The sequence below is a fragment of the Terribacillus sp. DMT04 genome, from assembly GCF_019056395.1.
Classification (GTDB): Bacteria; Bacillota; Bacilli; order Bacillales; family Amphibacillaceae; genus Terribacillus; species Terribacillus aidingensis_A.
The window spans coordinates 532,794-557,500 of sequence record NZ_CP077639.1; the positions used below are offsets into that span (position 1 = coordinate 532,794).

General features: G+C 43.5%; 29 protein-coding genes and 3 tRNA genes. 29 read left to right on the forward strand and 3 right to left on the reverse strand.

Going from position 1 to position 24,707, the window contains the following annotated elements; translation table 11 throughout:
* The first annotated feature begins 10 nt into the window (after window positions 1-10).
* From KS242_RS02910 to abc-f, 3 genes are all read left to right on the forward strand, one after another.
* On the forward strand, window positions 11-904 hold the full coding sequence (locus tag KS242_RS02910; RefSeq protein ID WP_217322950.1) for a diacylglycerol/lipid kinase family protein: 894 nt from the start codon (window positions 11-13) through the stop codon (window positions 902-904).
* A 63-nt stretch (window positions 905-967) separates the two neighbouring features.
* Window positions 968-1,075 (forward strand): RAxF-45 family protein, encoded by a 108-nt coding sequence (locus tag KS242_RS18235; protein WP_305852599.1) that lies wholly within the window; start codon window positions 968-970, stop codon window positions 1,073-1,075.
* Between the two features lie 163 nt (window positions 1,076-1,238).
* Window positions 1,239-2,861 (forward strand): ribosomal protection-like ABC-F family protein, encoded by a 1,623-nt coding sequence (abc-f, locus tag KS242_RS02915; protein ID WP_217322951.1) that lies wholly within the window; start codon window positions 1,239-1,241, stop codon window positions 2,859-2,861.
* Between the two features lie 34 nt (window positions 2,862-2,895).
* Here the strand turns inward: abc-f and KS242_RS02920 are convergent, their stop codons facing one another.
* Complete coding sequence (locus tag KS242_RS02920) at window positions 2,896-3,783, reverse strand: SDR family oxidoreductase (protein WP_217322952.1); 888 nt, start codon at window positions 3,781-3,783, stop codon at window positions 2,896-2,898.
* A 191-nt stretch (window positions 3,784-3,974) separates the two neighbouring features.
* Between KS242_RS02920 and KS242_RS02925 the strand changes: the two genes are divergently transcribed.
* The 7 genes from KS242_RS02925 to KS242_RS02955 all read left to right on the forward strand — a co-directional run bounded on the left by KS242_RS02925 (window position 3,975) and on the right by KS242_RS02955 (window position 10,162).
* Window positions 3,975-4,250 (forward strand): glutaredoxin family protein, encoded by a 276-nt coding sequence (locus KS242_RS02925; protein ID WP_217322953.1) that lies wholly within the window; start codon window positions 3,975-3,977, stop codon window positions 4,248-4,250.
* Window positions 4,251-4,358: 108 nt separating this feature from the next.
* Window positions 4,359-4,868 carry a YppG family protein gene (locus KS242_RS02930; RefSeq protein ID WP_217322954.1) on the forward strand — a complete coding sequence of 170 codons (510 nt, stop codon included), beginning with the start codon at window positions 4,359-4,361 and terminating at the stop codon, window positions 4,866-4,868.
* A gap of 26 nt (window positions 4,869-4,894) precedes the next feature.
* Window positions 4,895-5,590: an alpha/beta hydrolase gene (locus KS242_RS02935; RefSeq protein ID WP_217322955.1), complete on the forward strand. Its 696-nt coding sequence runs from the start codon at window positions 4,895-4,897 to the stop codon at window positions 5,588-5,590.
* Window positions 5,591-5,916: 326 nt separating this feature from the next.
* Window positions 5,917-7,419, forward strand: coding sequence for a degradosome RNA helicase CshA (locus KS242_RS02940; protein ID WP_254391786.1), 1,503 nt, complete (start codon window positions 5,917-5,919; stop codon window positions 7,417-7,419).
* A gap of 100 nt (window positions 7,420-7,519) precedes the next feature.
* Window positions 7,520-7,999, forward strand: a complete 480-nt coding sequence (locus tag KS242_RS02945; protein WP_217322956.1) for a PH domain-containing protein — start codon at window positions 7,520-7,522, stop codon at window positions 7,997-7,999.
* Window positions 7,992-9,434, forward strand: coding sequence for a PH domain-containing protein (locus KS242_RS02950; RefSeq protein ID WP_217322957.1), 1,443 nt, complete (start codon window positions 7,992-7,994; stop codon window positions 9,432-9,434). Before KS242_RS02945 ends, KS242_RS02950 begins: the two co-directional genes overlap by 8 nt.
* 14 nt (window positions 9,435-9,448) lie before the next feature.
* On the forward strand, window positions 9,449-10,162 hold the full coding sequence (locus KS242_RS02955; RefSeq protein WP_217322958.1) for a YqeB family protein: 714 nt from the start codon (window positions 9,449-9,451) through the stop codon (window positions 10,160-10,162).
* A gap of 41 nt (window positions 10,163-10,203) precedes the next feature.
* Here KS242_RS02955 and KS242_RS02960 read toward each other — a convergent pair whose 3' ends face one another.
* On the reverse strand, window positions 10,204-10,980 hold the full coding sequence (locus KS242_RS02960) for a rhomboid family intramembrane serine protease (protein WP_371747587.1): 777 nt from the start codon (window positions 10,978-10,980) through the stop codon (window positions 10,204-10,206).
* A gap of 147 nt (window positions 10,981-11,127) precedes the next feature.
* Here KS242_RS02960 and acpS point away from each other — a divergent pair, with 147 nt between their 5' ends.
* The 15 genes from acpS to KS242_RS03035 all read left to right on the forward strand — a co-directional run bounded on the left by acpS (window position 11,128) and on the right by KS242_RS03035 (window position 23,520).
* Window positions 11,128-11,493: a holo-ACP synthase gene (gene acpS, locus KS242_RS02965; protein WP_217322960.1), complete on the forward strand. Its 366-nt coding sequence runs from the start codon at window positions 11,128-11,130 to the stop codon at window positions 11,491-11,493.
* A gap of 61 nt (window positions 11,494-11,554) precedes the next feature.
* Window positions 11,555-13,066, forward strand: a complete 1,512-nt coding sequence (locus tag KS242_RS02970) for an NAD(P)H-hydrate dehydratase (protein WP_217322961.1) — start codon at window positions 11,555-11,557, stop codon at window positions 13,064-13,066.
* Window positions 13,067-13,116: 50 nt separating this feature from the next.
* Entirely contained in the window at window positions 13,117-14,133 is a 1,017-nt protein-coding gene (locus tag KS242_RS02975; RefSeq protein ID WP_217322962.1) for a LolA family protein, read from the forward strand.
* 92 nt (window positions 14,134-14,225) lie between these two features.
* Entirely contained in the window at window positions 14,226-15,398 is a 1,173-nt protein-coding gene (gene alr, locus KS242_RS02980) for an alanine racemase (RefSeq protein ID WP_217322963.1), read from the forward strand.
* A gap of 156 nt (window positions 15,399-15,554) precedes the next feature.
* On the forward strand, window positions 15,555-15,830 hold the full coding sequence (locus KS242_RS02985; RefSeq protein ID WP_217322964.1) for an antitoxin: 276 nt from the start codon (window positions 15,555-15,557) through the stop codon (window positions 15,828-15,830).
* A gap of 4 nt (window positions 15,831-15,834) precedes the next feature.
* Window positions 15,835-16,185, forward strand: a complete 351-nt coding sequence (locus KS242_RS02990) for a type II toxin-antitoxin system PemK/MazF family toxin (RefSeq protein ID WP_077305197.1) — start codon at window positions 15,835-15,837, stop codon at window positions 16,183-16,185.
* A gap of 208 nt (window positions 16,186-16,393) precedes the next feature.
* The gene (locus KS242_RS02995) at window positions 16,394-17,266 is read left to right on the forward strand and encodes an RsbT co-antagonist protein RsbRA (protein ID WP_217322965.1); all 873 of its coding nucleotides are present in this window, start codon (window positions 16,394-16,396) and stop codon (window positions 17,264-17,266) included.
* The gene (locus KS242_RS03000) at window positions 17,263-17,619 is read left to right on the forward strand and encodes an STAS domain-containing protein (RefSeq protein WP_038558142.1); all 357 of its coding nucleotides are present in this window, start codon (window positions 17,263-17,265) and stop codon (window positions 17,617-17,619) included. The genes KS242_RS02995 and KS242_RS03000 overlap by 4 nt, the downstream gene beginning before the upstream one ends.
* 2 nt (window positions 17,620-17,621) lie before the next feature.
* Window positions 17,622-18,023, forward strand: a complete 402-nt coding sequence (locus KS242_RS03005) for an anti-sigma regulatory factor (RefSeq protein WP_077305194.1) — start codon at window positions 17,622-17,624, stop codon at window positions 18,021-18,023.
* Between the two features lie 16 nt (window positions 18,024-18,039).
* Window positions 18,040-19,050 (forward strand): PP2C family protein-serine/threonine phosphatase, encoded by a 1,011-nt coding sequence (locus KS242_RS03010; RefSeq protein ID WP_217322966.1) that lies wholly within the window; start codon window positions 18,040-18,042, stop codon window positions 19,048-19,050.
* A 56-nt stretch (window positions 19,051-19,106) separates the two neighbouring features.
* Window positions 19,107-19,436, forward strand: a complete 330-nt coding sequence (locus KS242_RS03015; RefSeq protein WP_217322967.1) for an anti-sigma factor antagonist — start codon at window positions 19,107-19,109, stop codon at window positions 19,434-19,436.
* A 2-nt stretch (window positions 19,437-19,438) separates the two neighbouring features.
* Entirely contained in the window at window positions 19,439-19,915 is a 477-nt protein-coding gene (rsbW, locus tag KS242_RS03020; protein WP_077305188.1) for an anti-sigma B factor RsbW, read from the forward strand.
* Entirely contained in the window at window positions 19,887-20,678 is a 792-nt protein-coding gene (gene sigB / locus KS242_RS03025) for an RNA polymerase sigma factor SigB (RefSeq protein WP_217322968.1), read from the forward strand. The genes rsbW and sigB overlap by 29 nt, the downstream gene beginning before the upstream one ends.
* Complete coding sequence (locus KS242_RS03030; protein WP_254391787.1) at window positions 20,671-21,267, forward strand: SpoIIE family protein phosphatase; 597 nt, start codon at window positions 20,671-20,673, stop codon at window positions 21,265-21,267. Before sigB ends, KS242_RS03030 begins: the two co-directional genes overlap by 8 nt.
* 90 nt (window positions 21,268-21,357) lie before the next feature.
* Window positions 21,358-23,520 carry a Tex family protein gene (locus tag KS242_RS03035; protein ID WP_217322969.1) on the forward strand — a complete coding sequence of 721 codons (2,163 nt, stop codon included), beginning with the start codon at window positions 21,358-21,360 and terminating at the stop codon, window positions 23,518-23,520.
* A 42-nt stretch (window positions 23,521-23,562) separates the two neighbouring features.
* Here KS242_RS03035 and cmpA read toward each other — a convergent pair whose 3' ends face one another.
* Window positions 23,563-23,685, reverse strand: a complete 123-nt coding sequence (gene cmpA, locus KS242_RS03040) for a cortex morphogenetic protein CmpA (RefSeq protein WP_097043186.1) — start codon at window positions 23,683-23,685, stop codon at window positions 23,563-23,565.
* An 87-nt stretch (window positions 23,686-23,772) separates the two neighbouring features.
* Between cmpA and KS242_RS03045 the strand changes: the two genes are divergently transcribed.
* From KS242_RS03045 to KS242_RS03060, 4 genes are all read left to right on the forward strand, one after another.
* Window positions 23,773-24,249, forward strand: coding sequence for a SprT family protein (locus tag KS242_RS03045; RefSeq protein WP_371747588.1), 477 nt, complete (start codon window positions 23,773-23,775; stop codon window positions 24,247-24,249).
* Window positions 24,250-24,440: 191 nt separating this feature from the next.
* A tRNA-Asn gene (locus tag KS242_RS03050) sits at window positions 24,441-24,515 on the forward strand.
* A gap of 2 nt (window positions 24,516-24,517) precedes the next feature.
* Window positions 24,518-24,608: transfer RNA gene (locus tag KS242_RS03055), tRNA-Ser, on the forward strand.
* Between the two features lie 8 nt (window positions 24,609-24,616).
* Window positions 24,617-24,688 (forward strand) — tRNA-Glu (locus tag KS242_RS03060).
* Window positions 24,689-24,707 lie beyond the last annotated feature (19 nt).

Sequence of the window (24,707 nt, forward strand, 5' to 3'; positions counted from 1 at the left end):
GTGAAGAACGATGCAGATTTTTGGACATGCTGTTTATGTTATTAATGGAAATATGGACAAAGACCAAATGGAACGAGAACTTGGACAAACGCTTCCAAAGATTTCGCCAGCGGTAAAACAGCTTGAAATCATGCAGACGAAGGATCTGGAGGAGTTAGTAAGTTACTGCAAGCGGATGGCGGAGAAGGTAGATTTATTAATTATTCATGGAGGCGATGGAACTATCCACCAAGTGATCAACGCAATTGCCCCCCTTTCAGTACGTCCGCAACTAGCTATTATTCCTGGTGGTACATGCAATGATTTCAGTCGTATGCTTCGTATTCCACAGAATTTGAAAAAAGCAGCACAGACGATTGCTGACGGACGGACAGCGGCTATTGATATCGGACAATATGAGGACACCTATTTCTTAAACTTTTGGGGGATGGGGTTGATTGCTGATACTTCTAACAATATCAATGAGAATGAAAAATCTACTTGGGGCGTGCTCTCTTATTTTATGAGTACGTTACGGACCATTAATCAAGTCGAGCCTTTTACGTATGAAATAGAGGTGAATGGAGAAAAAGCAACTGGTGAAGCTGTGATGATCTTAGTGATGAATGGCCGATTCATTGGAACAAGAGAGATGGCGGGTTCAGCAATCAGGCCGGATGATGGCAAATTGCAGCTTTGTGTCGTAAAGAACTCTACCCTTTCAAGCTTTAAACAACTTCTCCAAATAAAGCAAGATAAAACAGATTTGACGGAACTCACGGAAGTAGAAATGCAGGATGCTGAAACCGTCCGTATTTTGTCTCCTGCTGGCAAACCGGTTGATATGGACGGAGAAGTATATGCAGAGACCGCTGGTGAGATTAATATACATCCCGGTCATCTGAATATGATTGTTGGGGAATAGTTTGACAATTCGCTCTTAATCGCATATAGTGGAAATAATTAGAAGGAGAAGGAGGGGAATCAGATGTTGCACAATCTTTCGCGTGAAGCAGATCAAAATCTATTGCATCGCCGCGCGATTATTCATGGTTTTGTTGGTAACGGGATACGTATGTCCTTTTTTATCAACTGAATACTGAATAATGTGCAGGATCTATTTCTCTACGACAAATAAAATAGGCGTGAAGAGAACCACACCCTGCGTGTGGTTTTTTTTGTACCCTTTTTTGAATTTGCCAGAGTCAGACAGTCTTGCTGTCTGGCTTTTTTTTATATAGAAAAGGAGCGGATAAGCGATGTTATTAACACTAAAAAACGTAAAAAAAATCATGGGCGGAAATCTGTTGTTTGACAAGCTTAACTTAGAAGTGAAACCAGGAGAAAAACTTGGACTCGTAGGCAGAAATGGCAGCGGGAAATCGACTATTTTTAAATTACTCACAGGTCTGGAAGCTTGTGATGATGGGCAAGTGTTTATACGCAAGCAAACGAGGATAGGTTATTTAGAGCAATTACCTGAAGGTCGAGACGGAACTGTTCAGCAATACTTGGCAGGCGCTTTTCATGCACTGGGAGCTTTACAAGAGAAGATGCAGAGGTTGGAAGAGCAGATGCTCGATCCAAAGAAACTGGAAAAAGCACTTTCTGTATACGGAGAAGTCCAAATGCAATTCGCAGAAGCAGGCGGGTATGAAATGGATGCTCACATAGCTCGCACGGCAAATGGCTTGCATATTGGCCATTTGCTGGAAGAGCCTTTTGAGAAGCTTAGCGGCGGGGAAAAAACAAAAGTAGGATTAGCATACGTGCTCTTGCAGCAGCCGGATTTATTGCTGCTGGATGAGCCGACGAATCACCTTGATCTCGCTGCAATTGAATGGCTGGAAAATTTCTTGGTCAATTACCAAGGTGCTGCTTGTGTTATCTCGCATGATCAGTATTTTCTGGATGCCACTGTATCACGAATTGCAGATTTAGAAGATGGAGAGGTAACAATCTATACCGGTAATTTCACTTCCTATCTGAAGCAAAAAGAAGCAAAGCTGCTACAGGAATTTGAAGCTTATAAAGAACAGCAGAAGAAGATGAAGAAAATGAAAGAAACAATCAAGCGCCTGAAATTATGGGCTAACCAAGCTAATCCCCCAAATGAAGGGCTGCATAAGCGAGCGCGAAATATGGAACGTGCTTTGGAGCGAATGGAAAAACTCGATAGACCAAATATTGATCCAGCTAAGATGAAGCTGCAGCTGGCTGCTGACAATCGCAGCGGTGAAGATGTCATACGGTTGGAGTCAGTTCATAAGCGTTTCGGCGCTAGAGATATATTGCGGGATATTTCGCTGCACCTCCGTTATAAAGAACGATTAGCAATTGTCGGGGATAATGGCAGCGGAAAATCAACACTTATTAAAATAGTCCTTGGAGATGTAGCAGCAGATTGCGGAAGTGTGCAGGTTGGCAGTGCAGTTCGTGCCGGCTATTTACCGCAGCATCCATTAGAAGAAGCTGATGCTAGCATGCGTATGATTGATTATTTCCGGTCCGTCATTTCTGTAACGGAAGCGGAAGCACGTCATATGCTAGCAGCATTTATGTTTTACGGATATGCCGTATTTCAGCCAATTGGACGGCTGAGCGGGGGAGAGAGAATGCGCCTCAAGCTGGCTATTTTCATGCATGAAGGCATTAACTTACTGATATTGGATGAACCGACAAACCACCTGGATTTAGAATCAAGACATGTTCTGGAGGAAGCTTTGGAGCGATTTGATGGAACGGTCATTGGGATCAGTCATGATCGGCACCTGCTGAATGCTTGCTTTTCTCATACAGCATATTTAGAAGATGGTGTCTTGCACCGGCATATTGGAACGTATGAACAAACGAAACATCATTGGAAAGCAGTAAAACAGTAAAAAAAGCTGCGAGCAGACGCTCGCAGCTTTTTGCTTATGCAGTCGGAATACCGCCAGTAATGCTATACACTTGGGCAGTTACATAGCTGGATTCTTCAGAAGCAAGGAATACGTAAACGCTGGAGAGCTCTGCTGGCTGTCCGGCACGTCCTACAGGTGTCGGCGGTGTATTTGAGCCGAATTCTGGAATGTTCTCTTGCGGCTGTCCGCCGGAAATTTGCAATGGTGTCCAAATGGGACCTGGTGCAACAGAATTTACGCGGATACTTTTATCAGCAATTTGTTTCGCTAGTCCTTTGGTAAATCCGATAATCGCTGTTTTAGTAGCGGCATAATCCAATAGCATCGGAGAAGGATTAAAGCCTTCAACGGATGTAGTTGTAATAATGGAAGAACCAGCTGGCATATGCGGAATCGCAGCTTTTGTCAGCCAATAAAGCGGATAAACATTTGTTTCAAAAGTTTCTTTTATCTGCTCGGTAGGCAAATCAGCAATATCCTCGACAGCTTGCTGCTTACCAGCTACAAGAGCCAGAATGTCCAAGCCGCCTAATTGCTCGTGCGCTTCTTCGACTAGTTTGTAGTTAAAATCTTCATCTTTCAAATCGCCAGGAATTAAAACAGCTTTCCTGCCCGCTTCCTCAATTAATTGTTTTACTTCCTCTGCATCAGGCTGCTCCTCAGGAAGGTAGTTAATGGCAACGTCTGCGCCTTCTCGTGCATATGCGATAGCAGCGGCGCGGCCGATACCTGAATCTCCGCCTGTTACAAGTGCTTTGCGACCGTCCAATCTACCAGAGCCTTTGTAGCTCTCTTCGCCGCAATCTGGCTTCGGATCCATTTCTTTTTGGAGTCCTGGTGCGTCTTGGAATTGTTTTGGAAACGTATCATGGTAATATTGTGTTTTTGGATCTTTTGGCATGTCTAACAGCTCCTTTTTATATAATTGCATATGCTACTGATACCACGCAGGAAAGAGCTCAAACTGAATTTTGAAAAGTAAAGGCTTACATGAAAAAGAAAAGTATTTCTGTACGTATAGAGGTTTTATGTACCATATTACTGGGTAAAATATGGAATAGAATGAAGTAAGAGTCTAAAGGAGAAATGAAAATGAAGCATCGCAGAGTGGACGTCTACATCAGTGATCATTGCAGGCAATGCGATAAAGTAGTACAGCAGCTTGATGAGTGGAATATCTCCTATAATGTAAAGAATGTTACCGATTCGCCAGCTTTATTGAAAGAAATGCAGGCATATTCCATATACAGCACACCTCTCGTTTTGGTAAATGGGGAGAAAGTGCATGGTTTCCAAAAAGACAGGCTCCAGCAAGTGCTTGGGCTTATAAATAGAATGCGATCCACTCGGACACAGATTAGTTATTGAAGCAAAAATCAACGGACTCAGCGTGATTTTTGCTTTCTTTTTTGTATAGTTAACGCCCTTCCTTCGCCCAACATACGATATAGGAGAAATAGGAAAGGCGTGTGGACGATGTACTATTACAATTCGGCAGCGCCGCGCTCCCATACACAGAAACAGCAGATGAGCGATGGCCGTCAGCGTTATTATTACGAGCCGGTTTACCAGACAAATCCGGCATCGCAGTATTATAATAAAGAACAGATTCAAACAAATGATGGTGTGGGTGATACGAACAGACAAACCGATCCGTATCTTTTTAACCCATATCCACCTGAGCAATTCAGTCAATGGGGAGAGCAGCAAACGCCGCCCCCGCAGCAGCCAGCGGCGACACCTTATGAATACTTTAAGAAACCGCCGCTTGCGCCATACTGGCATGCGTACGCCCAGCCGACAAATGTGTATCAGCCTAAACAGCAAGCACAGCTCACCAAGGGGCTGGCATCCTACTTTCAAGATAAGAATGGACAGATGGATATTAACAAAATGATGTCTACAGTTGGGCAAATGGCGACGACAGTCCAGCAAGTTTCGCCTATTGTAAAATCATTAGGCTCTTTTTTAAATATATTGAAATAACACAAAGAGAAAGTGAAGATGATCGAATGACAGGAATATTATGTATCCATGGCTTCACCGGCGGGACGTATGAGGTGGAGCCACTTACCCAGTACCTCCGCAAGCAGCATATGGAATGGCAGGTGGAAATGGTTGCGCTGCCCGGCCATGGTCAGACAGACGAATTGTGTCTAAAGGATGTTGGATATAAAGAGTGGATTCAAGCGGCCGAAGTAGCGTATGAGCGACTGGCAGAAAATTGTACGCCTGTTTATATTATTGGATTTTCTATGGGCGGTATGATTGCAAGCCATTTAGCGGCAAAATATGGAGCAGACAAGCTTGTACTGCTTTCCGCTTCAGGTAAATACCTTAACTGGAAACTGCTAACGTTAGAGGCATTACAGTACATGAAGAAATCATTCTCAGGTGAAATGATGGATGATTTGAATATGCTTCGGCAAGAGAAACGAGGCAAGGTGCCCCTTCGCGCATTTGTAGAATTTAAAAAGTGTATAGATTATACGAAGAAAGCACTTCCGAATGTTTCTTGTCCGGTTTTCATTGTCCAGGGAATTCAAGATAGTACGGTCCCGTATCGGACGGTTAAGTATTTGCATAAGCATTTAGGTTCGGCTGATCAGAAGCTGGTGCTGTTTGATGAATCAAAGCACTTAATTTGTCTGGGGCCCGATATTGATCAGATCTGCAGCCAAGTCGATGATTTTTTACTGGAGGCTTGAAATTTACGTAAGGGTGTTTAATATCTTTCTCCAGGGAGAAAATAAGAATGAAGCTGAGAATGCCGGTAGACCTGCTGCTTGAAAAGCGAATAGAAGTTTCCAAAATATGTGTTTAATTTTGGATGGGCTTTATGAGGCATATGCACGTCTATATACGTGTAATCATAGATATAGGTAGAATTCGGACAAATAGTGTGTTACTATAATTAAATCCAATGAATGCTTGCTTAAGGCCTCTTCCTTAGCGTGGAGAAGGCTTTTTTATTGTGTATAACTGCCGTGCTTCATCAGTGAGAACTTTTTTTATATAAAGGAGTAAATAGAAATTGACAACATTTAGTTCATTAGGTATTTCTGAACCAATTTTAAAAGCATTAGATAAAATGGGGTTTGAAGAAGCGACGCCGATTCAAGCCGAAACGATTCCTTCCGCACTAGAAGGAAAAGACGTACTAGGTCAAGCGCAGACTGGTACTGGTAAAACTGCTGCCTTCGGTATTCCGATGATCAGCAAAATCGATCGTTCTAAACGCCAAATCCAAGGCCTTGTTATTGCACCAACACGTGAGCTTGCTATCCAAGTAGGAGAAGAGCTTCACCGTCTTGGTCAATTCAAAGGTATTAAAACACTTCCAGTTTATGGCGGTCAGCACATGGAACGTCAGATTCGTGCTCTAAGAGAAGGTCCGCACATCGTAGTTGCGACTCCTGGACGTCTGCTTGACCATATTCGTCGTAAAACAATTAATTTCAGCGGCGTTCATACTGCTGTATTGGATGAAGCAGATGAAATGCTGAACATGGGCTTCATCGACGATATCCGTGAAATCCTTTCTTCTATTCCAGAAGAGCGTCAGACATTGCTGTTCAGTGCAACAATGCCGAAGGAAATCCGTGATATCGGTACAAAACTGATGAAAGACCCTACAGAAGTCAAAGTAAAAGCAAAAGAGATGACTGTAACAAACATTGATCAGTCTTATATCGAAGTACAAGAAAGACAAAAATTCGATACACTTTCAAACTTGCTTGATATTGATGAGCCAAAATTGGCAATCATCTTCGGCAGAACGAAAAAGCGTGTTGATGAAGTAACAGAAGGTTTACAAGCTCGCGGATTCCGCGCAGAAGGTATTCATGGCGATCTTACACAAGGCAAGCGTATGTCCGTGTTGAACAAATTTAAAAATGGCCGCGTAGAAGTGTTAGTTGCAACAGATGTAGCAGCACGTGGTCTTGATATTTCTGGCGTAACGCACGTATATAACTTTGATATTCCGCAGGATCCGGAAAGCTATGTCCACCGTATTGGACGTACTGGCCGTGCTGGTAAAGGCGGACAAGCTGTCTCCTTCATCACGCCTAGAGAAGTTCCGCATCTGCACTTGATTGAAAAGACAACTAAGAGCAAGATTGCGCGTAAAACTGCACCTACAAATGATGAAGCAGCACAAGGTCAGCAGCAGATTGCTATTGAAAAAATGATGCGTACGATTGAAAGCAAAGATTTGCAAGCTTACAACGACAAAGCAGACGAGCTGATTAATCAGTTTGATGCACAAACAGTTGTTGCAGCTGCATTGAAAATGCTGACAAAAGAACGTCGTAATGCACCGGTACGCATTACTTCTATCGCTCCAATCAGTGTTAAAGGCAACTTCAAGGATAAGAAAAAATATCGTGGCGGCGGTTCCCGCGGCGGCGACCGACGCAATTCTGGCGGCGGACGCAGTAACGGCGGCGGTAAATCACGCAGCCGTAATTACCAAGGACAAGGCAAACGCTCTAGTGGCGGCTACCGTGGTAAACGTAATAACGAAAATAGTTAATTCTAAGACAGACACCAGCATTGGTGTCTGTTTTTTTTGTTGTTTTTGAAACAAATTACCATTTTTATCGTATGATGAAACGAGGAAGTGAGGGAATCTAATGAAAAGAGAACCACAAAACAGAATTGCTGCCAGTGCTAAGAAGGTCTGGCGGATTAATGCGGGGATTTCCGTACTGGTGCTAGCAATTGCGGCAGGTGTGCTGACCTATTTTATGGGTGATTGGTCTATTCCAGCATATATTATCTATCTGGGATGGGCATTCATTGCATTGGTCTCCTGTATCTTTATTTGGCTGCTTCCGGGTATTCGCTGGAGAAGGTGGCGTTATGAAGTTTTTGAACAGGAAATATACATACAGCATGGTATCTTTATTGTCACCCAAACAATTGTGCCAATGATTCGCGTACAGCATGTCGATACGGAACAAGGACCGGTACTAAAAGGATTTAAATTAGCAACCGTATCTATTTCAACAGCAGCAACAACACATCAGATACCGGCTTTACTATTGGAGGAAGCACTAGAGCTGCGCGATCGCATTGGAACGCTGGCTCGTGTGGAGGAAGATGATGTCTGAACCAAAACGCATGCACCCAATCAGTATCGTTCTTCTGATGTTGAAGTTAATCAAAGATGCCATCATACCATTAGTTTTAGGCTTTATAGCGTTCTTTCGAAATCTGAGTGAAATGTTTTGGTGGAGTCCTTTTGCGCTTATTGGAGCAGTACTGTTAGTAAGCGGACTTGCAGCTTTTCTCCATTGGTACCGTTTTACGTATCGGATAGAAGCAGATGAATTACGCCTGGAATCAGGGTTTTTTGTTCGGAAAAAGCGCTATATTTCCAAACATCGGATTCATTCTGTAAATACAAGTGCCAATATCTTGCATCGGCTTTTCGGTATCGTGAAGCTGGAAGTGCAAACAGCAGGCGGCGGGAATAAGGCAGAAGGTAAAATAGGGGCTCTTTCCAAAGAGGATGCTGCTGCTATTCTTCAGTTTGTAAAACGAAAGGAACAGGAAGATGATGGAATTACTGAATTAAAGGAGGATCTTCTTTCCGAGAAGCAGGCGGGTTATCAACTTAGTTTCCAGCGTCTATTAGCTGCCGCTGCCACTTCAGGAGGGACAGGTGTTTTTTTCGGTTTTCTGTTTACTATAACACAGCAGTTAGATAATATTGCCGACTTCGATATCTACTCTTTTGCTTTTGATTGGCTGTTGGAACAAAGCCTTGTGTTATCTATTCTGTTCGTTATCGGCAGTCTGGCAATTACATGGATGATAGCGATGGTCGGGACAATTCTTAAATATTGTTTCTTCGAGATATCCAAGCAAGGAGAGGAATTATTTGTCCGACGAGGTTTATTGGAGAAACGAGAAATCACCATTCCGCTGCATCGTATTCAGGCGTTGAAAATCGAAGAAAATATTTTCCGACAGCCATTGGGCTTACTGGCAGTTAGTGCAGAGATTGCAGGAGGAGCGGAATCGGATAAACACAATTTCTCAACGATTCTCTTCCCGCTGCTGAAGCGGTCTGAACTGCAGCAATTCTTGGAAGAGATAGTACCAGGATATGTGACAGAGACGGCATTCCGAAAACCTCCGAAACGAGCCTGGCTGCGTTATGCTTTCGTACCGACACTAATTTCTGTGCTCATAACGGGGGTTCTGGTGTACTTCTTAAACTGGTATGGCCTTCTTGCTATTCTGTTAATTTTACTTACAGTCTGGTTCTGTGTGTTGGATTATAAAGATGCCGGTGTTTCTTGGACAGCTGATATGCTGACGATGCGCTACCGCGAATTGTCACGTGTTACGGTTCATGTGCCGCGTAAAAAAGTGCAGGCATTTCGCGAATCACAGCATTATTTTCAATCAAAAAAACAATTAGAGTCGGTGAAAATTTCAGTTGCTTCAGGCGGAGCGGCGGGCAGCAGTTTTAAAGTAAAGCATTTGGCGGAAGAGGATGCGCAGGCAGCTGCCGATTGGTACTCTTTTCGCAGCTAAGGAGGATATAAAACTTGCAAGATATTGAATTAGGACTAACGAAAATAGAAAGAGCGGCCATACATGTTATACCGCCTATTTTAGGGGCGATTTTAGGCTGGTATTTGCCGGTAATTGCGAAATGGATACTAAAGCTGCCTTGGCTTCCGCTTGAAGATCTTGTTGAAAAGATTGCTTCGTATTCAGGGATAACAGCTTCTGCTATCTTATGCATAGTAGGTGCAGTTGCTGGGATAGCTCTATCTCAATTCATTTTCTATGAAACATTAACGGTCATCATTAATAAAGAAGCTGTCTTGCTTAAGATTAGGAAAACAAAAGACAACTTTCGAAAACAAGATATTCAGTCCGTCTATTTGGAGGGTAAGTCACTCGTCCTAGTAGGGCGGCAAGATAATGAGATGTACAAAGAAGCATATGATGCCAATAAAGAGAAGCTTGCGCAAGCTTTTCTCTCCCTAGGCTATCCATGGTTTTATGACGATCCTTATTTGGCGGCTTATCGCCGTTGGGAAGAGAGTGATTTACAAGTACCAGCAGCTGCGCATAGCTTGCTTCGTGCTAGAAAAGATTATCTCAAGGATGACGAAGATTCAAAAGCGAGACAGTTACAAAAGGATTTAGCTAAAATGGGAATAGCAATTAAAGATCGTAAAGGTGGTCAGTATATCCGCCTCGACCATACGCTGTCTCAAAATGAACAAAATGAGTATCATGATATAAAATAAACCGGGAGGCGGATGTCTCCCGGTTTATTTCTGTTATTTCATTAAGTCATATAATCGTAAATTGCGATAAGCACTAAGGCTGCAATGATAATCCATAAAATAGGTTTTTTGTTCGTTTGTTTTCCGTAAGGCCGCTTTTTCCAGCGATTAGGATCAAAGCCTTCATCTCCTTCACGCGCTTTGGGACGTTTATTTCGGTAAACGGAGAATGGCTGTGCTTTTAGGAGGAAAAGCGGTGCCAGAATAAATCCTGCTACCGCGCCTGCTAGATGAGCGGTAAGGTTGATATTGGCAGAAAACAGCGACATGACCACACCGATAATGAAGATAATAACAACTAATTGAGCATTAGCTGCATCAATCAAGTGCTTGCGGAAATAAACCATGAACAAGTAAGTGCCGAATAATCCGTAGATAGCACCAGACGCACCGATGTGGCTTACAAAGCTGTAAGGATCCAGTGCATATGTGACGACATTGCCAATAATCCCAGTTAGTAAATAAATCAGGATGAATCTTAGTTTGCCAAGCATTTGTTCCAAGGCTGGACCAAAAATAACAAGCGAAAAACAGTTGAATAAAACATGAGAGATACTGCCTGGCGCATGCAAGAAAACGGGGCTGACAAGCCGCCAATATTCTCCGTAAGAGATGAGCAAGTTTACACCAGCACCCCACTGGTAAATGCTATTGCCCAATGGATTGGAAAATAAGCCAGTAATAATCCAAAGCAGCAAGTTGATTGCTACAATCGAGCTAATAACAGGGTATGCATATAGATATTCTTTAAAGCTCTCCGTTCTGCGGAACAAGATCATTCCTCCTTCATAGCTTTCATAGGTTAAAGCTTAGCGTATAACAATAAAAAATGCTTGTCATAACATCTTATATCTTTTCTCCCTGCTTTTATACATATAGGGTACAATACACGATAGAGAATCTGTACGAAAGGAGGTTGTCCGACGGTGATAAAGGGTATCGGATTAGATATTACAGAGTTAGCACGAATTGAAAAAGCAATCCAGCGCAATGAGCGGATTTTGGATAGGATACTGACAAACCAAGAAAAAGCGCACTATCAAAAACTGACGTCCGAGAAACGAAAAGCGGAATTCGCCGCAGGGCGTTTCGCTGCAAAGGAAGCTTATGCAAAAGCACGCGGAACAGGCTTAGGAAGACTTAGTCTGCAAGATATTGAGGTTTTACCGAACAAAGCCGGCGCGCCTGTTCTGCAAGCAGCAGATCAAGAAGCGGGAGAACACTTTTTCTTATCAATTACACATTCAGATGCATATGCTGCAGCACAAGTAATCATCACGCAAGACAAATAGACTTGTCTGCATATTTCTTGGACATGTCTCATAAATTGTAGTGCGGGTAGGAGGGAACAGCGTGTATATTGTCACCGCAAAGGAAATGTACGAAGTAGATCGTTATGCGATGGAGGATATCGGAATTAGCGGCAGCATCTTAATGGAATCTGCTGGCCGGGCAATTGCTGAGAAAATGAAACCGCTGATCGGAACCACGGACCGAATTTTTGTCCTCTGTGGGTCTGGCAATAATGGCGGCGATGGATACGTTGTAGCTAGAACGCTTTTAAATGAAGGGTATGATGTGACGGCTGTGCAAGTCGGCCGTAATTTAACGGCAGATGCGGCACTGTGCCAGCAGTTATATAACCGGCTTGGCGGCCATGTAGCGGATGTGGAGGCAGACACATTTCAGTCCTCATTAGATTCGGCTGATGTTATTATTGATGCCATGTTAGGCTTAGGTGTACGGGGTGAGTTGCGCAGTCCGTATACCGAAACCATTCAAGCAGTTAACAGTACAGATGCCCTTGTTTTAGCTGTTGACTTGCCTTCTGGTGTCCCAGCTGATGATGCAGCCGATTTTCAAGAAGCCTTACAAGCAGATTACACCTTTATTATAGAAGCACCAAAGCCTACTGCTTTTATCCAGAAGACGGCTCCGTTTTATGGAAAGTGGGAAACGGTATCCATTGGCCTGCCAGCTGCTTACTTAGGCAGACAAGCTGGTGCACGAACATGGACAAAAGAGGACGTGAAGCGGACATTCCCTGTTCGGCAGTCTTTCTCTCATAAAGGGACGAATGGGAAGGGCTTCCTCATTGGGGGAGGAACAGAGATGCCGGGATCAGTCACTATGGCTAGCATGGCTGCGCTTCGGGCTGGTGCAGGTTTACTTACTGTCGGCACGCTTCCGCAGGTCATTCCGTCTGTTCTATCTCACTTGGCAGAAGCAACATTTACTAGCCTTGCTGGAGAAAACGGTGTACTAGTGGATACGGAGAGCTTAGATGTGAGCCCATACGATGCAGTAGTTGCCGGAATGGGGATGGGCAGAGGAGAAGATACCGCAGCGCTTACGAAAAGAGTGCTGGAACAAGCAGAGGTTCCTGTTCTGTTAGATGCTGATGGCTTATATCATATTAAATCTGACTTGGAGATCCTGCGGAATAGACAAGCACCGACCATTTTAACGCCGCACCCTGGAGAAATGGCGATGCTCTTGGATATGAAAGTGCCTGAGCTTCTTGAGCAGCCATTTGAACTGGCCCGGAAATTTGCGACTGTCTATCAGGTCTATCTCGTGCTGAAGGGAACGTATACAATCGTTACCGCACCTGATGGCACCCAGCTTGTCAATACAACGGGCAACCCTGGTTTGGGGAAAGGCGGCAGCGGTGATGTTCTTTCCGGTATCCTGCTAGCCATGCTCATGCAGCATGAAGATCCTCTGGAAGCTATTGCAAACGGTGTCTATGTCCATGGAAAAGCGGCGGATGTCTTGGTAGAAGATACGCATTCGCAGCAAGATCTTTTGGCAACAGACCTGATGAAAGGGCTGGCCAAAGTCTTTCGTGACATTTCCTTATAACGGTGGCATGTTCTCTTTGTTCGCTGTATAGCTGACAAAGGAGTGTGACCATGAAGAAATTTGCTGGTATGATCGTCTTTGCTGCCTTTTTACTTTTATTGGCCGGATGCGGCGAGGCCTCTCAGGAAGATGTAGTGAAAAAGCTGGAAGAAACATCAGCTGAAATGAAAGGCTACAAAGCAGAAGCCACTATGAAGCTGAACACTGGAGAAGAACAGCAAGCATACGGAATTGATGTTTGGTATCAAAAAGATGACAATTACCGTGTCCTATTAAAAAATGGCACAGACGAACAAGGCAGCCAAGTGATTTTGCGAAATAAAGATGGTGTATTTGTGCTTACTCCGGCCATGAAAAAAAGCTTTAAATTTCAAAGCGAATGGCCTTATAACAGCAGTCAGCCTTACTTGTATCAATCCCTCGTGCAAGATGTGCTGAAAGATAGCAATGCGACGTTTGAGATGACAGAAGAGCACTACATTTTCCGTACGAAGACAACGTACCAGAACAATACGACGCTGCCGTATCAGGAAGTTTACTTTAATAAGAAAACGTACACACCAGAATTGGTTAAAGTTTTGGATAAAGACAAAAAGCCAATGGTAGAAGTGAGTTTTGCATCATTTAAGCTTGATCCGAAGTTTGAAGCAAAGGATTTTGAGCTGGAAAACAATATGACAAGCTCTGTATCCGGTACACCAGCATCCGCAGCGCCAGCTGAGCAGCAAGGATTAACTGTCCTCTATCCGACAGAAACAGCAGGAGCTACGCTTGCAGAAGAGAAGGAAGTCAATGCGGACGGACAGGAACGTGTCATCCTCACATATGAAGGGGAGAAGAACTTTACATTGATTCAAGAACCAGCAGATGTGTCTAATGCAGTAGCGGCTGCGGCAATTCCTGCGTCTGGTGAGCCTTACAGTCTCGGGTTTACGGTCGGTGCTATTACTTCCTCCAGTTTAACTTGGACGCAAAATGGTGTCGATTACATGCTTGCCAGTGAAGAATTAACACGAGAAGAGATTCAGGAAGTTGCTACTTCTATAAGCGGTCAAGCCATCAAATAACGAAGGAAGCAGACGACATTCGTCTGCTTTTTTAATTTCCTGTTATAATACATATAATAAACAAAGGTAAATTTTCTAGGAGATGACATGTAATGCAGATTGACCATTTTTATCGAGATTCCTGGGTAGAAATAAATCTTGATGATGTTGAATATAATATAAAGCAACTGGCAGAACATATCGGAGAAGACAAAGGAATTTATGCGGTAGTTAAAGCGAATGCCTATGGACACGGATATATACAGATCGCACAAGCAGCGCTACATGCAGGTGCATCAGCATTGGCAGTCGCTTTCTTGGATGAGGCGCTTCACCTGCGCCAAGCTGGAATTCAAGCCGCTATTCTCGTAATGGGAGCAACACGGCCGGAAGATGCTGCAATCGCTGCAGATCACGATATTACACTGACCTTTTATCGAAAAGATTGGCTGGAAGAAGTGCGTACACAGCAACTGGCAAAAACGCTTCGTCTCCATATGAAGCTGGATACAGGAATGGGCAGGATTGGTTTTCGCACGTCGGAAGAAATTCGTTCCGTTGTCTCGTTACTAAAAGATCCATCATTCCATCTAGAGGGGGTCTTTACCCATTTTGCAACAGCGGACGAAGCAGACTTGGCTTACTTTGAAGGACAACGAAGCAAGTTAGATGAATTGCTGGAAACATTAAGGGAAGTATGGATTGACCCAATCACTATTCATACCGATAATAGTGCAGCCAGCATGCGCTTTGCCGCCGAAGAGTCGAATTATGTCCGATTTGGTATTGGGATGTATGGTCTTTATCCGTCAAAGGTCGTAAAGGAAGAGCATCCTATTTCACTCCGACAAGCGTTTTCGCTGCACAGCCGAATTGTACATGTGAAACAGCTCGAAGCGCATGAAGCGGTAAGCTATGGTGCAACCTATGAAACAGACGGACCAGAATGGATCGGTACATTGCCTATAGGCTATGCAGATGGATGGATTCGTAAAATGCAAGGTTTTGAGGTGCTTGTAGATGGTAAACGGATGCCGATCGTTGGAAGGGTATGTATGGATCAATGTATGGTGAAGCTCGATCGAGCGTACCCTGTTGGTACGGAAGTTGTACTGATCGGAACGCAGCAAGGCGCTTGTATCAGCATGGACGAAGCAGCCGACTGGGTGGAAACAATAAATTACGAAGTTCCATGTCTTATTGGAGCGCGAATGCCGCGCGTTTATAAACACGCCGGTCAGACTGTAGAAGTGACAAATACACTGTATACTGGCAGAACATTCTAATTTTCGGCAGGAAGACAGCCTTTCTCTTATACTTTTTGTTTAAAAAAGGTTTTTTTTATCAAAAAGTACCGGAGGGTCCTTTGCAAATAGCGGGCTCGGGTGGTATGATGAGAGTGGATTTTTACAGAAACGACCCGAGCGAATTGGTGGAGGTGTATGGTTGTGTCCGAAGGCTTACAAGAAATCGTTGTAAAGCTGCCTAAGAAACTCCTAAATGAGGTGGATGGTTTAATGCAGAATAATAACGACAGTCTCGATCATTTCTTCTATCAAGCAACGAAATCATACGTGCAAGAAAGAAAAGATATCCGTGAAACCATGCAAAAAGGATACATGGAAATGGCACGTATCAACTTAAATATCGCTTCAGAAGCTTTCCAAGCTGAAGAGGAGGCAGAAGTAACGTTAGAGCGCCTTGTAAGCGGGGTGTAGGCCTTTGATCGTAAAGAGAGGCGAAGTATATTTCGCCGACCTGTCCCCGGTAGTGGGATCAGAACAGGGGGGAGTGCGCCCAGTATTGGTCCTGCAGAATGACATCGGCAACAGATTCAGTCCGACAGTCATCGTAGCGGCGATAACAGCGCAAATCCAAAAAGCCAAGCTGCCGACACATGTGGAGATTGATGCCAAGAAGTATGGTTTTGAACGGGATTCCGTCATTCTTCTGGAACAGATCCGAACAATCGACAAGCAGCGACTGACAGACAAAATAACACAGCTTGATACGCAAATGATGGAGAATATTAATCGAGCTCTCGAAATAAGTCTCGGCCTTACAGAGTTTTAGGTGCGGACCAGCCCTTACGGTAATCGTAAGGGCTTTTTTTTATATGATTTCAGTCATATTGGAAAATAGTATATACTAAACAGAGGCGCCATGTTGGCAAGGCGGTCTTATAGGTGTTAGATTATTAGTAGATTAAAGTGACCTTGAGCAAATGACTGCGGCTATTACAGCCTTTACAAGGTGAACGTTACAATACGGGGGTTTCATGATGGCAAAGAAACTGAAGGAGATCTTGGTTGATAATAGTAACAACCTAGTTCATATGTGGCTTGAAGAAGTCGCGGAAAAGCAGAAGGAAGTCACAAATTCGTCTATTTCAAACGATCTTTTCGAAAATACGAATCGTGAATTCGTTAATATTATATTCGGCAGTGTTGAAAAGGAGAGCTTAACTTCTGATTTGGACAGCTTTACAGAGCGTGTAATCAATCTAGGCTGGCCGCTTAGTTATTTAACAGATGGTTTGCAGCTTTTTAAAAGAGTTGCGATAGAGTTTCTCATTGAGCATGAAGAGCTGGAGGTATCTGTTCCGGAAGTACTGCGGAATGTGGACGAGCTCGTCAATCCAATTATCAATCAGCTAGTGAATGAATATTCCGGCAGCTGGGAGAATACTGTCTCGCTTCAGCGAGTTGCTCTGCAGGAGTTGTCAGCTCCGTTAATTCCTGTCATGGAGAATATAACGGTTATGCCGCTTATCGGCACAATTGATACGGAACGTGCAAAATTTATTATGGAGAACTTGTTGGATGGTGTCATTAAGCATCATGCCGAAGTTGTGCTGATAGATATTACCGGAGTCCCTGTCGTCGATACCATGGTGGCGCACCATATTATCCAAGCAGCAGAAGCAGTCAGGTTGGTTGGATCTACTTGTATCTTGGTAGGTATTCGTCCAGAGATCGCGCAGACAATCGTCAACCTAGGAATAGATCTTAGTAAGTTCCCGACGAAAAGCTCTTTGCGTAAAGGTTTCACAGCAGCATTAGAAATGACGAATCAGATGATCGTACAAACAAACAGCGAAGAACAGACGATAGAAGAGCTGATCGATTCGCTTGATAGGAGTGAACAATCGTGAGAATTCCAATATTGAAGCTGCACAATTACCTGCTGATCAGCATTCAGATTGATTTGGATGACCAAACTGCCATCCAGTTTCAGGAAGACTTGCTCAATAAGATTCACCAGAGCGGTGCAACAGGGGTTGTCATTGATTTGACTTCTGTGGATATTATTGATTCCTTCATCGCTAAAGTACTGGGTGATGTTGTAACGATGTCAGATTTAATGGGGGCAAAAGTCGTTTTGACAGGCATCCAGCCAGCTGTAGCAGTTACACTTATTGACTTGGGAATCCATTTGAATGAGGTAACAACAGCATTAGATTTAGAACAAGGATTGATTAAACTGCGCCAGGAACTGGAGGAGTGATCATGGACTTCAGAACCTGCGTAAATATACAGAAAGAATGGGACATTGTCGGTGCAAGACAGTTTGGCCGCGATTTTTCGAAAAAGCTTGGCTTTGGTATTGTTGACCAAGCACGTATTGCGACAGCTATCTCGGAGCTTGCCCGTAATATCTACCTGTACGCCGGAAGCGGCAAAATCTGTTTTGATGAGGTAGAGAATGTCGGATCGCGCGGTATCTGCATTGTCTCCCTTGATACAGGTCCCGGTATAAAAGATATCAGTCAGGTCATGGAGGATGGTTTCTCCACGTCTGGAGGTCTGGGCGCAGGTCTTCCAGGTGTAAAACGGCTGATGGATGAATTTGATATCACATCAAAAGAAGGCGAAGGGACCGAGATCAGAGTCGTTAAATGGGTTCGTTAGAGGAGGATGATGCCAGATGGATGCGCTAAAACTAGATCTGTCTCACTATCGGCAATTGCTAAAGCAATATATCGATACACAAGATGAGTCTGCCTTGTACGAGGCAGAGCAAATTAGTAAACGCTCCATACAGCATAATATATCGCTGGAGGAGATCATCAACACACATATTAATGCGCTGGAAGGGATTTATCCAGACCTTCCGGAGAACATCCAGCACTCGATGAGTTTTTTGCTGGAGGTTATGATTTCTTATGGTTTGGCACTGCAGGAATTCCAGGACTTGCGTGAATCACAGCTTGAGATCAAATCAGAGATTTCTGTGGCAGCTCGTATGCAAAACACATTGCTATCGACAGTGAAGCCGGACGTAGAGGGCTTTGACATTGGAGTTGTCAGTGTTCCAGCCAATCAGATGAACGGTGATTATCATCATTTTATTCATCACACAGATGGTACTGTCGGCATAACGGTAGCAGATGTAATCGGAAAGGGTATTCCTGCTGCGCTATGTATGTCGATGATCAAGTATGCGATGGAGAGTTTTCCTTCAGAGCATAAAAATCCGAGTGAAATATTAGAAAGCCTTAACCGAGTAGTGGAACGGAACGTCGACCCAAGTATGTTTATCACGATGTTCTATGCCCTTTTCAATCCGGCTGCTAGCACGATTTCCTATTCATCGGCCGGTCATGAACCAGGCTTTTATTATCACGCTGCTGATGATACATTTGAGGAAATTCGAGCAAAAGGTGTCGTTCTTGGGGTGACAGATACAGCACAATATCGGCAGTATGAAAGAGAGATTCATGCTGGTGATATGATTATTTTGCTGACCGATGGTGTTACCGAATGCCGCCAGGGTGATCGGTTCATAGAAAGTGAAGAAGTGCTTGAAGTAATCAAAAGCTTTTCCCATCTTCCGGCCCAGGAACTGGTGGAGAGCGTGTACAGACATTTCGAGAAACTCCAAGATTTTCATCTTCGAGATGATTTTACGTTAATTATTATCAAAAAAGATGTTTAAATGAAGAACAAACGGGTATTACATAGGAATGGTAACAAGCCATTAGGAGGTACAGGATGAACTTAACTGTTGACGTGCAAGAACAAGAAGACAAATCAATTGTTCTTTTAGCTGGTGAAATAGATGCATATACAGCTCCTAAACTGAAAGAAACACTTTTATCGCTTACTGAGAAACAAGGCAACAAAGTGGAAGTGAATTTGGAGCAAGTGAATTATATGGACAGTACTGGGTTAGGCGTATTCGTGAGCGGATTAAAGTCGACAAAAGAGAACAACAGTGAATTGAAGCTCGTACAGCTGCAAGACCGTGTATACCGTTTGTTCGAGATTACAGGCTTAATCGATGTGATCGATGTTGACAAAACAGTACAAGGTGGCTATTAATTATGGAATCTTTCGATTTTATCGAGATTAAAGTACCGGCAAAACCAGAATATGTTGGTGTGATTCGTCTGACTTCTTCAGGTGTCGCAAATCGGATGGGCTTTTCCTATGAAGATATTGAAGATCTGAAGGTAGCGATATCTGAAGCTGTAACAAACACTGTGAACCATGCTTATGAAAAAGATGAAGATGGCGAAGTTACAATTGGTTTCGGTGTTTATGAAAATCGGCTTGAAGTGATGGTTGCAGATCATGGCGGCAGCTTTAATTTAGATCAAGTGAAGCAGAACATTGGCCCTTATGAAGCCGCAGAACCCATCGAACAACTAAGGGAGGGCGGATTCGGTTTATTCCTGATTGATGCGTTGATGGACAAAGTGGAAATCAACAGTGATTCCGGAGTGATCGTCCTCATGACGAAATACCTTCATGAAAATGAGGTGGGGCTAGATGACGACCAAATCTCAACCACACAATAACCGTGAGGATGAGGTTTATACATGGATAGATCATCTGCAAAAGAATCCCACAGATGAAGAAATCCAAGAAAAAATCGTACTCACATACAAAGATCTCGTTGTATCCATAGCACGAAAATATTCAAAAAACAGTTCGATTCATGAAGATTTGGTTCAAGTCGGTATGCTCGGTTTGCTTGCTGCAATCCGCCGTTATAACCCGGAATTCGGCAAGTCCTTTGAATCATTCGCTATTCCTACAATTATTGGGGAGATTAAGCGTTTCATCAGGGACAAAACCTGGAGTGTTCATGTTCCGCGCCGTATCAAGGAGCTTGGTCCGAAGATTCGTAAAGCAATTGATGAATTGACAACTTCAAATCAACATTCCCCGACAGTAGCAGAAATTGCTGCCTATCTGGAAGTATCAGAAGAGGATATTCTAGAGACGATGGAGATGGGGAAAAGCTATAAGGCATTGTCTGTTGATCGGAAGATTGAAGCCGACTCAGATGGTAGCACAGTAGCAATCCTTGATTTGGTAGGTTCTCAGGATAATGGCTATGAAGATATTGATCGCAGAATGCTGTTAGAAAAAGTACTGCCAATCCTTAGTGAACGGGAGCAGGAAATTCTTCGCTGCACATACTTTGAAAATATGAGCCAAAAAGATACAGGAGAAAGACTCGGTATTTCTCAGATGCACGTGTCGCGTCTTCAGCGGAGAGCACTGCGGAAATTGCGGGAAGCTCTGCAAGCTGAAGGTGCTGACGATTTTGAGTGAATCTTATCAGCATATGGATGTATCTGCATTTCAAGAGCCTAAGAAAGGCAACTATTACTGTGGGGACAGTTACTTCTACTATGAATCAGAGCATGAATTTATTTGTGTGCTGGCAGATGGACTTGGCAGCGGAGAATTCGCTAAAGAGTCCTCTCAGGTAGTCGTCGATGTCATTCGAGACAACGTTCATAGCGGTATTGATGAATTAATTAGAAAATCAAATGAAGTGTTAATAGGAAAACGAGGCGTCGTTCTTGGTATTTTGAAAGTGGATTATCGTTCGGAAACATACTCCTTCACCTCGATTGGTAACATCGGAATTATGACTGTTACAGGCGGTAAAAGAGAGCGATGTATTCCCAGCCAGGGATTCCTTGCCGGCTATCCGAGGAAATACAAAGTTTCTCGCGGGCTGCTGCAGGATGAGATGATATTCATCATGTTCTCTGACGGTGTTACGGATAATGAACTGACACATCATCTTTTCAAAGAAAAAGATGTTAGAAAAATACGTGATATGTTCGCTTGTTCAAAACAGAAACCGCATAAAGACGACGTCACGTTAATTGCGATGAAATATACGGAATAGGATCAGCAGCCACATCATGGTGCTGATCCTTTTTTTATCTAACCATCAATTCTGCTACAATAGTTATATTAGAAGTCAGGAGGAGCAAAATTGGAAGCTACCATACAAGACAGACTCATCCTATGGGTCGAAAAAGAAACAGCAATCAAGCAATCATCTGTTAAACAAGTTATTCATCTGCTGGAAGAGGGAAATACGGTACCATTTATCGCCCGGTACCGAAAAGAACAAACAGGCGCACTTGATGAAGTAGAAATTAAAGCAATTCAAGATAAATGGGAATATGCCCAGCAGCTTCATCAACGGAAGACGGAAGTTATTCGATTAATTGAAGAGCAAGGAAAGCTTACAGACAGCCTGAAAAATGATATCAATGCCGCTATGCAGCTGCAGCGTATTGAAGATTTATATCGACCATACAAGCAGAAGCGACGTACAAAGGCGACCATTGCCAAAGAAAAAGGGTTAGAGCCTCTTGCCAAAGCATTGTATGAACAGACAATAGAGAGCCCAGAAGAAGAAGCTAGAGAATATCTGGATTCTGAAAAGGAATTACATACAGCGGAAGATGTGCTGCAAGGTGCCAATGACATTATGGCAGAATGGATCAGCGAACAGCCTGCATTCCGTGACTATATTCGTGATAAAACAGAAAAAGCAGGTGTTCTGCTTACGAAGGTAAAGAAAGCAGAAGAAGATGAGAAGGGCATTTTTGAAATGTATTATGCATATCAAGAGCCGGTACGTCAGATGGCATCTCACCGGGTATTGGCCGTCAACCGCGGCGAAAAGGAAGGTATTTTACGAGTTACGGTGGAACCGCCTGCTGATGTCATCCTAGCCTATTTGAAACGTAAAATTATCAAACAGCGAACATCATCTTCCGTTGTATCCGTTTTGCATATGGCAATCGAGGATAGTTATAAACGACTGATTCAGCCGTCTGTAGAACGTGAAATACGCACGATGCTCTCCGAGAAAGCAGAAGAGCAGGCAATCAAAATCTTCTCTGAAAACTTAAAAAACCTTTTGCTGCAGCCTCCATTGAAAGGACGGGTTGTACTAGGGGTTGACCCAGCGTTTCGTACAGGATGTAAGCTGGCTGTGATTGATGAGACTGGAAAACTGCTAGAGAAGAACGTCATTTATCCCACAGCCCCCAAACATGATATAAAAGGGGCTAGCCGCGTTGTTGAACATATGCTGGAGAAATATGATGTCCAGTTAATTGCAGTTGGAAATGGAACAGCTTCTCGTGAAACAGAGCAGTTTATAGCCGATGTGATTCGGGATTCAAAACGTGATGTTGCTTATATTATCGTAAATGAAGCAGGTGCAAGTGTTTATTCTGCCTCAGAATTAGCCAGAAAAGAATTTCCGGAACTGCAAGTGGAAGAGCGGAGTGCCATCTCGATAGGACGCCGTATTCAAGATCCGCTGGCAGAACTGGTTAAGATTGATCCGAAATCAATCGGAGTAGGTCAGTATCAGCATGATGTAGGGCAAAAGAAGCTGAATGATTCTCTTGGCTTTGTTGTCGAAACAGCAGTAAACCAAGTCGGCGTGAACGTGAACACAGCCTCAGAGTCTCTGCTGCAGTATGTATCTGGTTTTAGTAAAACAGTAGCAGCTAATGTGGTGAAGCAGCGTAATGAGGTTGGTAAGTTTACTTCTCGGAAGCAGCTGAAGTCCATACCTAGATTAGGAAGTAAGACATATGAACAGAGCATCGGGTTTCTTCGTGTACTAGATGGAGAAGAACCGTTGGATCGTACGCCAATTCACCCCGAGAGCTATAGCGTTACAAAACAGCTGCTTAAACGGCTCAATGCCGATGTAACGGACATAGGAAGTAAACAGCTGCAAGAGAAGCTTTCGCAGCTTCAAGTAGAAGAAACTGCTGCAGAATTGCAAATCGGAGAACTTACATTGCAGGATATTGTACAAGCACTCAATCAACCGGGGAGAGACCCGCGGGATGATTTGGCACAGCCATTATTAAAACAAGATGTACTAGCAATGGAAGACTTGAAAGAAGGCATGGAACTTCAAGGTACCGTCCGTAATGTAGTTGATTTTGGTGTATTCGTGGATATAGGGGTTAAACAGGATGGACTTGTGCATATTTCTAAAATGTCGAATAAATTTGTAAAACATCCAATGGATATTGCATCGGTAGGGGATGTCGTTACTGTTTGGGTTGATAAGGTGGATATTGACAAACAGCGGATTGCTCTTACAATGGTGAAGTAACAGCAACAGGGAAAAGCCTCTGTCCTGAGCAGGGCAGAGGCTTTATCCGTCGTTGGATTGCTGTTTTCTTTTATAGAAGAACCAGCATTGGTTCAACACTTTCAATTGGTTTACGTTTTTCGTTAAGAAGGCTTGGGATAGCTGGTTTTTTAACCAATTAGGCATTCTTTTACCTCCTGCAGCCCATAGATGTAGGGAAAAATGAATGTCTGCAGCATCATATGCAGAACAGCAACAGGAGGTGCAGGAACATTGAGAGAAATAACGATGCAAAATCTCCAGCAAGTTGTAGAAGAGATTTCCGCAGATTGGTTCCATAAACCATTTACAGATACAGCTAGATATAATAATCGTCTGCGAACGACCGGAGGCAGGTATTTGCCAGGTACTCGAATTATTGAAATCAATCCTAAGTATTTGGCAGAACTGGGGCAGGAAGAAACAATCGGGATAATTAAGCACGAACTCTGTCATTATCATCTTCATATAGAAGGAAAGGGATACGGGCACCGGGATTCAGAATTCCGTGAACTACTTAAGAAAACAAAGTCGCCGCGCTTTTGCAGCATGCTGCCATCTGTGAAAGAAAAGCAGCTGCATACGTATATATGTTCAAAATGCGGGCACGTTTATAAACGGAAGAAGGCCGTTAACCTACGTAAATATGGATGTGGCAAGTGCGGCGGAAAGCTTAAAAATGCTGATAAAATGGGGCTTACAGAGGCTTAATAAGAAAAAGAGTAAAAAAGTTAGCGAAAAGTGTTGACGTCTTCGTTAATACATGATAAATTTATTAAGCCGTCGACGAACGGCAACGAAATATGACGAACGGCAACGAAAAATAAATTGCAAAAAGCAGTTGACAGTTGCTAAAAGATGTTGTAAAATACATAGAGTCGTCACCAAGTGATGAACATTATTCCACAGTAGCTCAGTGGTAGAGCTATCGGCTGTTAACCGATCGGTCGCAGGTTCGAATCCTGCCTGTGGAGCCAGTGGAGAAGTACTCAAGTGGCTGAAGAGGCGCCCCTGCTAAGGGTGTAGGTCGTGTAAGCGGCGCGAGGGTTCAAATCCCTCCTTCTCCGCCATCTAAAATGGCCCGTTGGTCAAGCGGTTAAGACACCGCCCTTTCACGGCGGTAACACGGGTTCGAATCCCGTACGGGTCATCGTTTTTATAACGAGTCT

What these genes read in the sequence shown, in the direction of transcription:
- KS242_RS18235 (WP_305852599.1), top strand. Translation starts at nt 968, where the DNA reads ATGTTGCACAATCTTTCGCGTGAAGCAGATCAAAATCTATTGCATCGC.
- cmpA (WP_097043186.1), bottom strand. Translation starts at nt 23,685, where the DNA reads ATGCCTAATTGGTTAAAAAACCAGCTATCCCAAGCCTTCTTAACGAAA.
- KS242_RS02960 (WP_371747587.1), bottom strand. Translation starts at nt 10,980, where the DNA reads ATGATCTTGTTCCGCAGAACGGAGAGCTTTAAAGAATATCTATATGCA.
- KS242_RS02935 (WP_217322955.1), top strand. Translation starts at nt 4,895, where the DNA reads ATGACAGGAATATTATGTATCCATGGCTTCACCGGCGGGACGTATGAG.
- KS242_RS02920 (WP_217322952.1), bottom strand. Translation starts at nt 3,783, where the DNA reads ATGCCAAAAGATCCAAAAACACAATATTACCATGATACGTTTCCAAAA.
- KS242_RS02975 (WP_217322962.1), top strand. Translation starts at nt 13,117, where the DNA reads ATGAAGAAATTTGCTGGTATGATCGTCTTTGCTGCCTTTTTACTTTTA.
- KS242_RS02945 (WP_217322956.1), top strand. Translation starts at nt 7,520, where the DNA reads ATGAAAAGAGAACCACAAAACAGAATTGCTGCCAGTGCTAAGAAGGTC.
- KS242_RS02925 (WP_217322953.1), top strand. Translation starts at nt 3,975, where the DNA reads ATGAAGCATCGCAGAGTGGACGTCTACATCAGTGATCATTGCAGGCAA.
- KS242_RS02930 (WP_217322954.1), top strand. Translation starts at nt 4,359, where the DNA reads ATGTACTATTACAATTCGGCAGCGCCGCGCTCCCATACACAGAAACAG.
- KS242_RS03005 (WP_077305194.1), top strand. Translation starts at nt 17,622, where the DNA reads ATGGACTTCAGAACCTGCGTAAATATACAGAAAGAATGGGACATTGTC.
- KS242_RS03015 (WP_217322967.1), top strand. Translation starts at nt 19,107, where the DNA reads ATGAACTTAACTGTTGACGTGCAAGAACAAGAAGACAAATCAATTGTT.
- KS242_RS03010 (WP_217322966.1), top strand. Translation starts at nt 18,040, where the DNA reads ATGGATGCGCTAAAACTAGATCTGTCTCACTATCGGCAATTGCTAAAG.
- rsbW (WP_077305188.1), top strand. Translation starts at nt 19,439, where the DNA reads ATGGAATCTTTCGATTTTATCGAGATTAAAGTACCGGCAAAACCAGAA.
- KS242_RS02950 (WP_217322957.1), top strand. Translation starts at nt 7,992, where the DNA reads ATGTCTGAACCAAAACGCATGCACCCAATCAGTATCGTTCTTCTGATG.
- KS242_RS02995 (WP_217322965.1), top strand. Translation starts at nt 16,394, where the DNA reads ATGGCAAAGAAACTGAAGGAGATCTTGGTTGATAATAGTAACAACCTA.
- KS242_RS02985 (WP_217322964.1), top strand. Translation starts at nt 15,555, where the DNA reads ATGGTTGTGTCCGAAGGCTTACAAGAAATCGTTGTAAAGCTGCCTAAG.
- KS242_RS02910 (WP_217322950.1), top strand. Translation starts at nt 11, where the DNA reads ATGCAGATTTTTGGACATGCTGTTTATGTTATTAATGGAAATATGGAC.
- abc-f (WP_217322951.1), top strand. Translation starts at nt 1,239, where the DNA reads ATGTTATTAACACTAAAAAACGTAAAAAAAATCATGGGCGGAAATCTG.
- sigB (WP_217322968.1), top strand. Translation starts at nt 19,887, where the DNA reads ATGACGACCAAATCTCAACCACACAATAACCGTGAGGATGAGGTTTAT.
- alr (WP_217322963.1), top strand. Translation starts at nt 14,226, where the DNA reads ATGCAGATTGACCATTTTTATCGAGATTCCTGGGTAGAAATAAATCTT.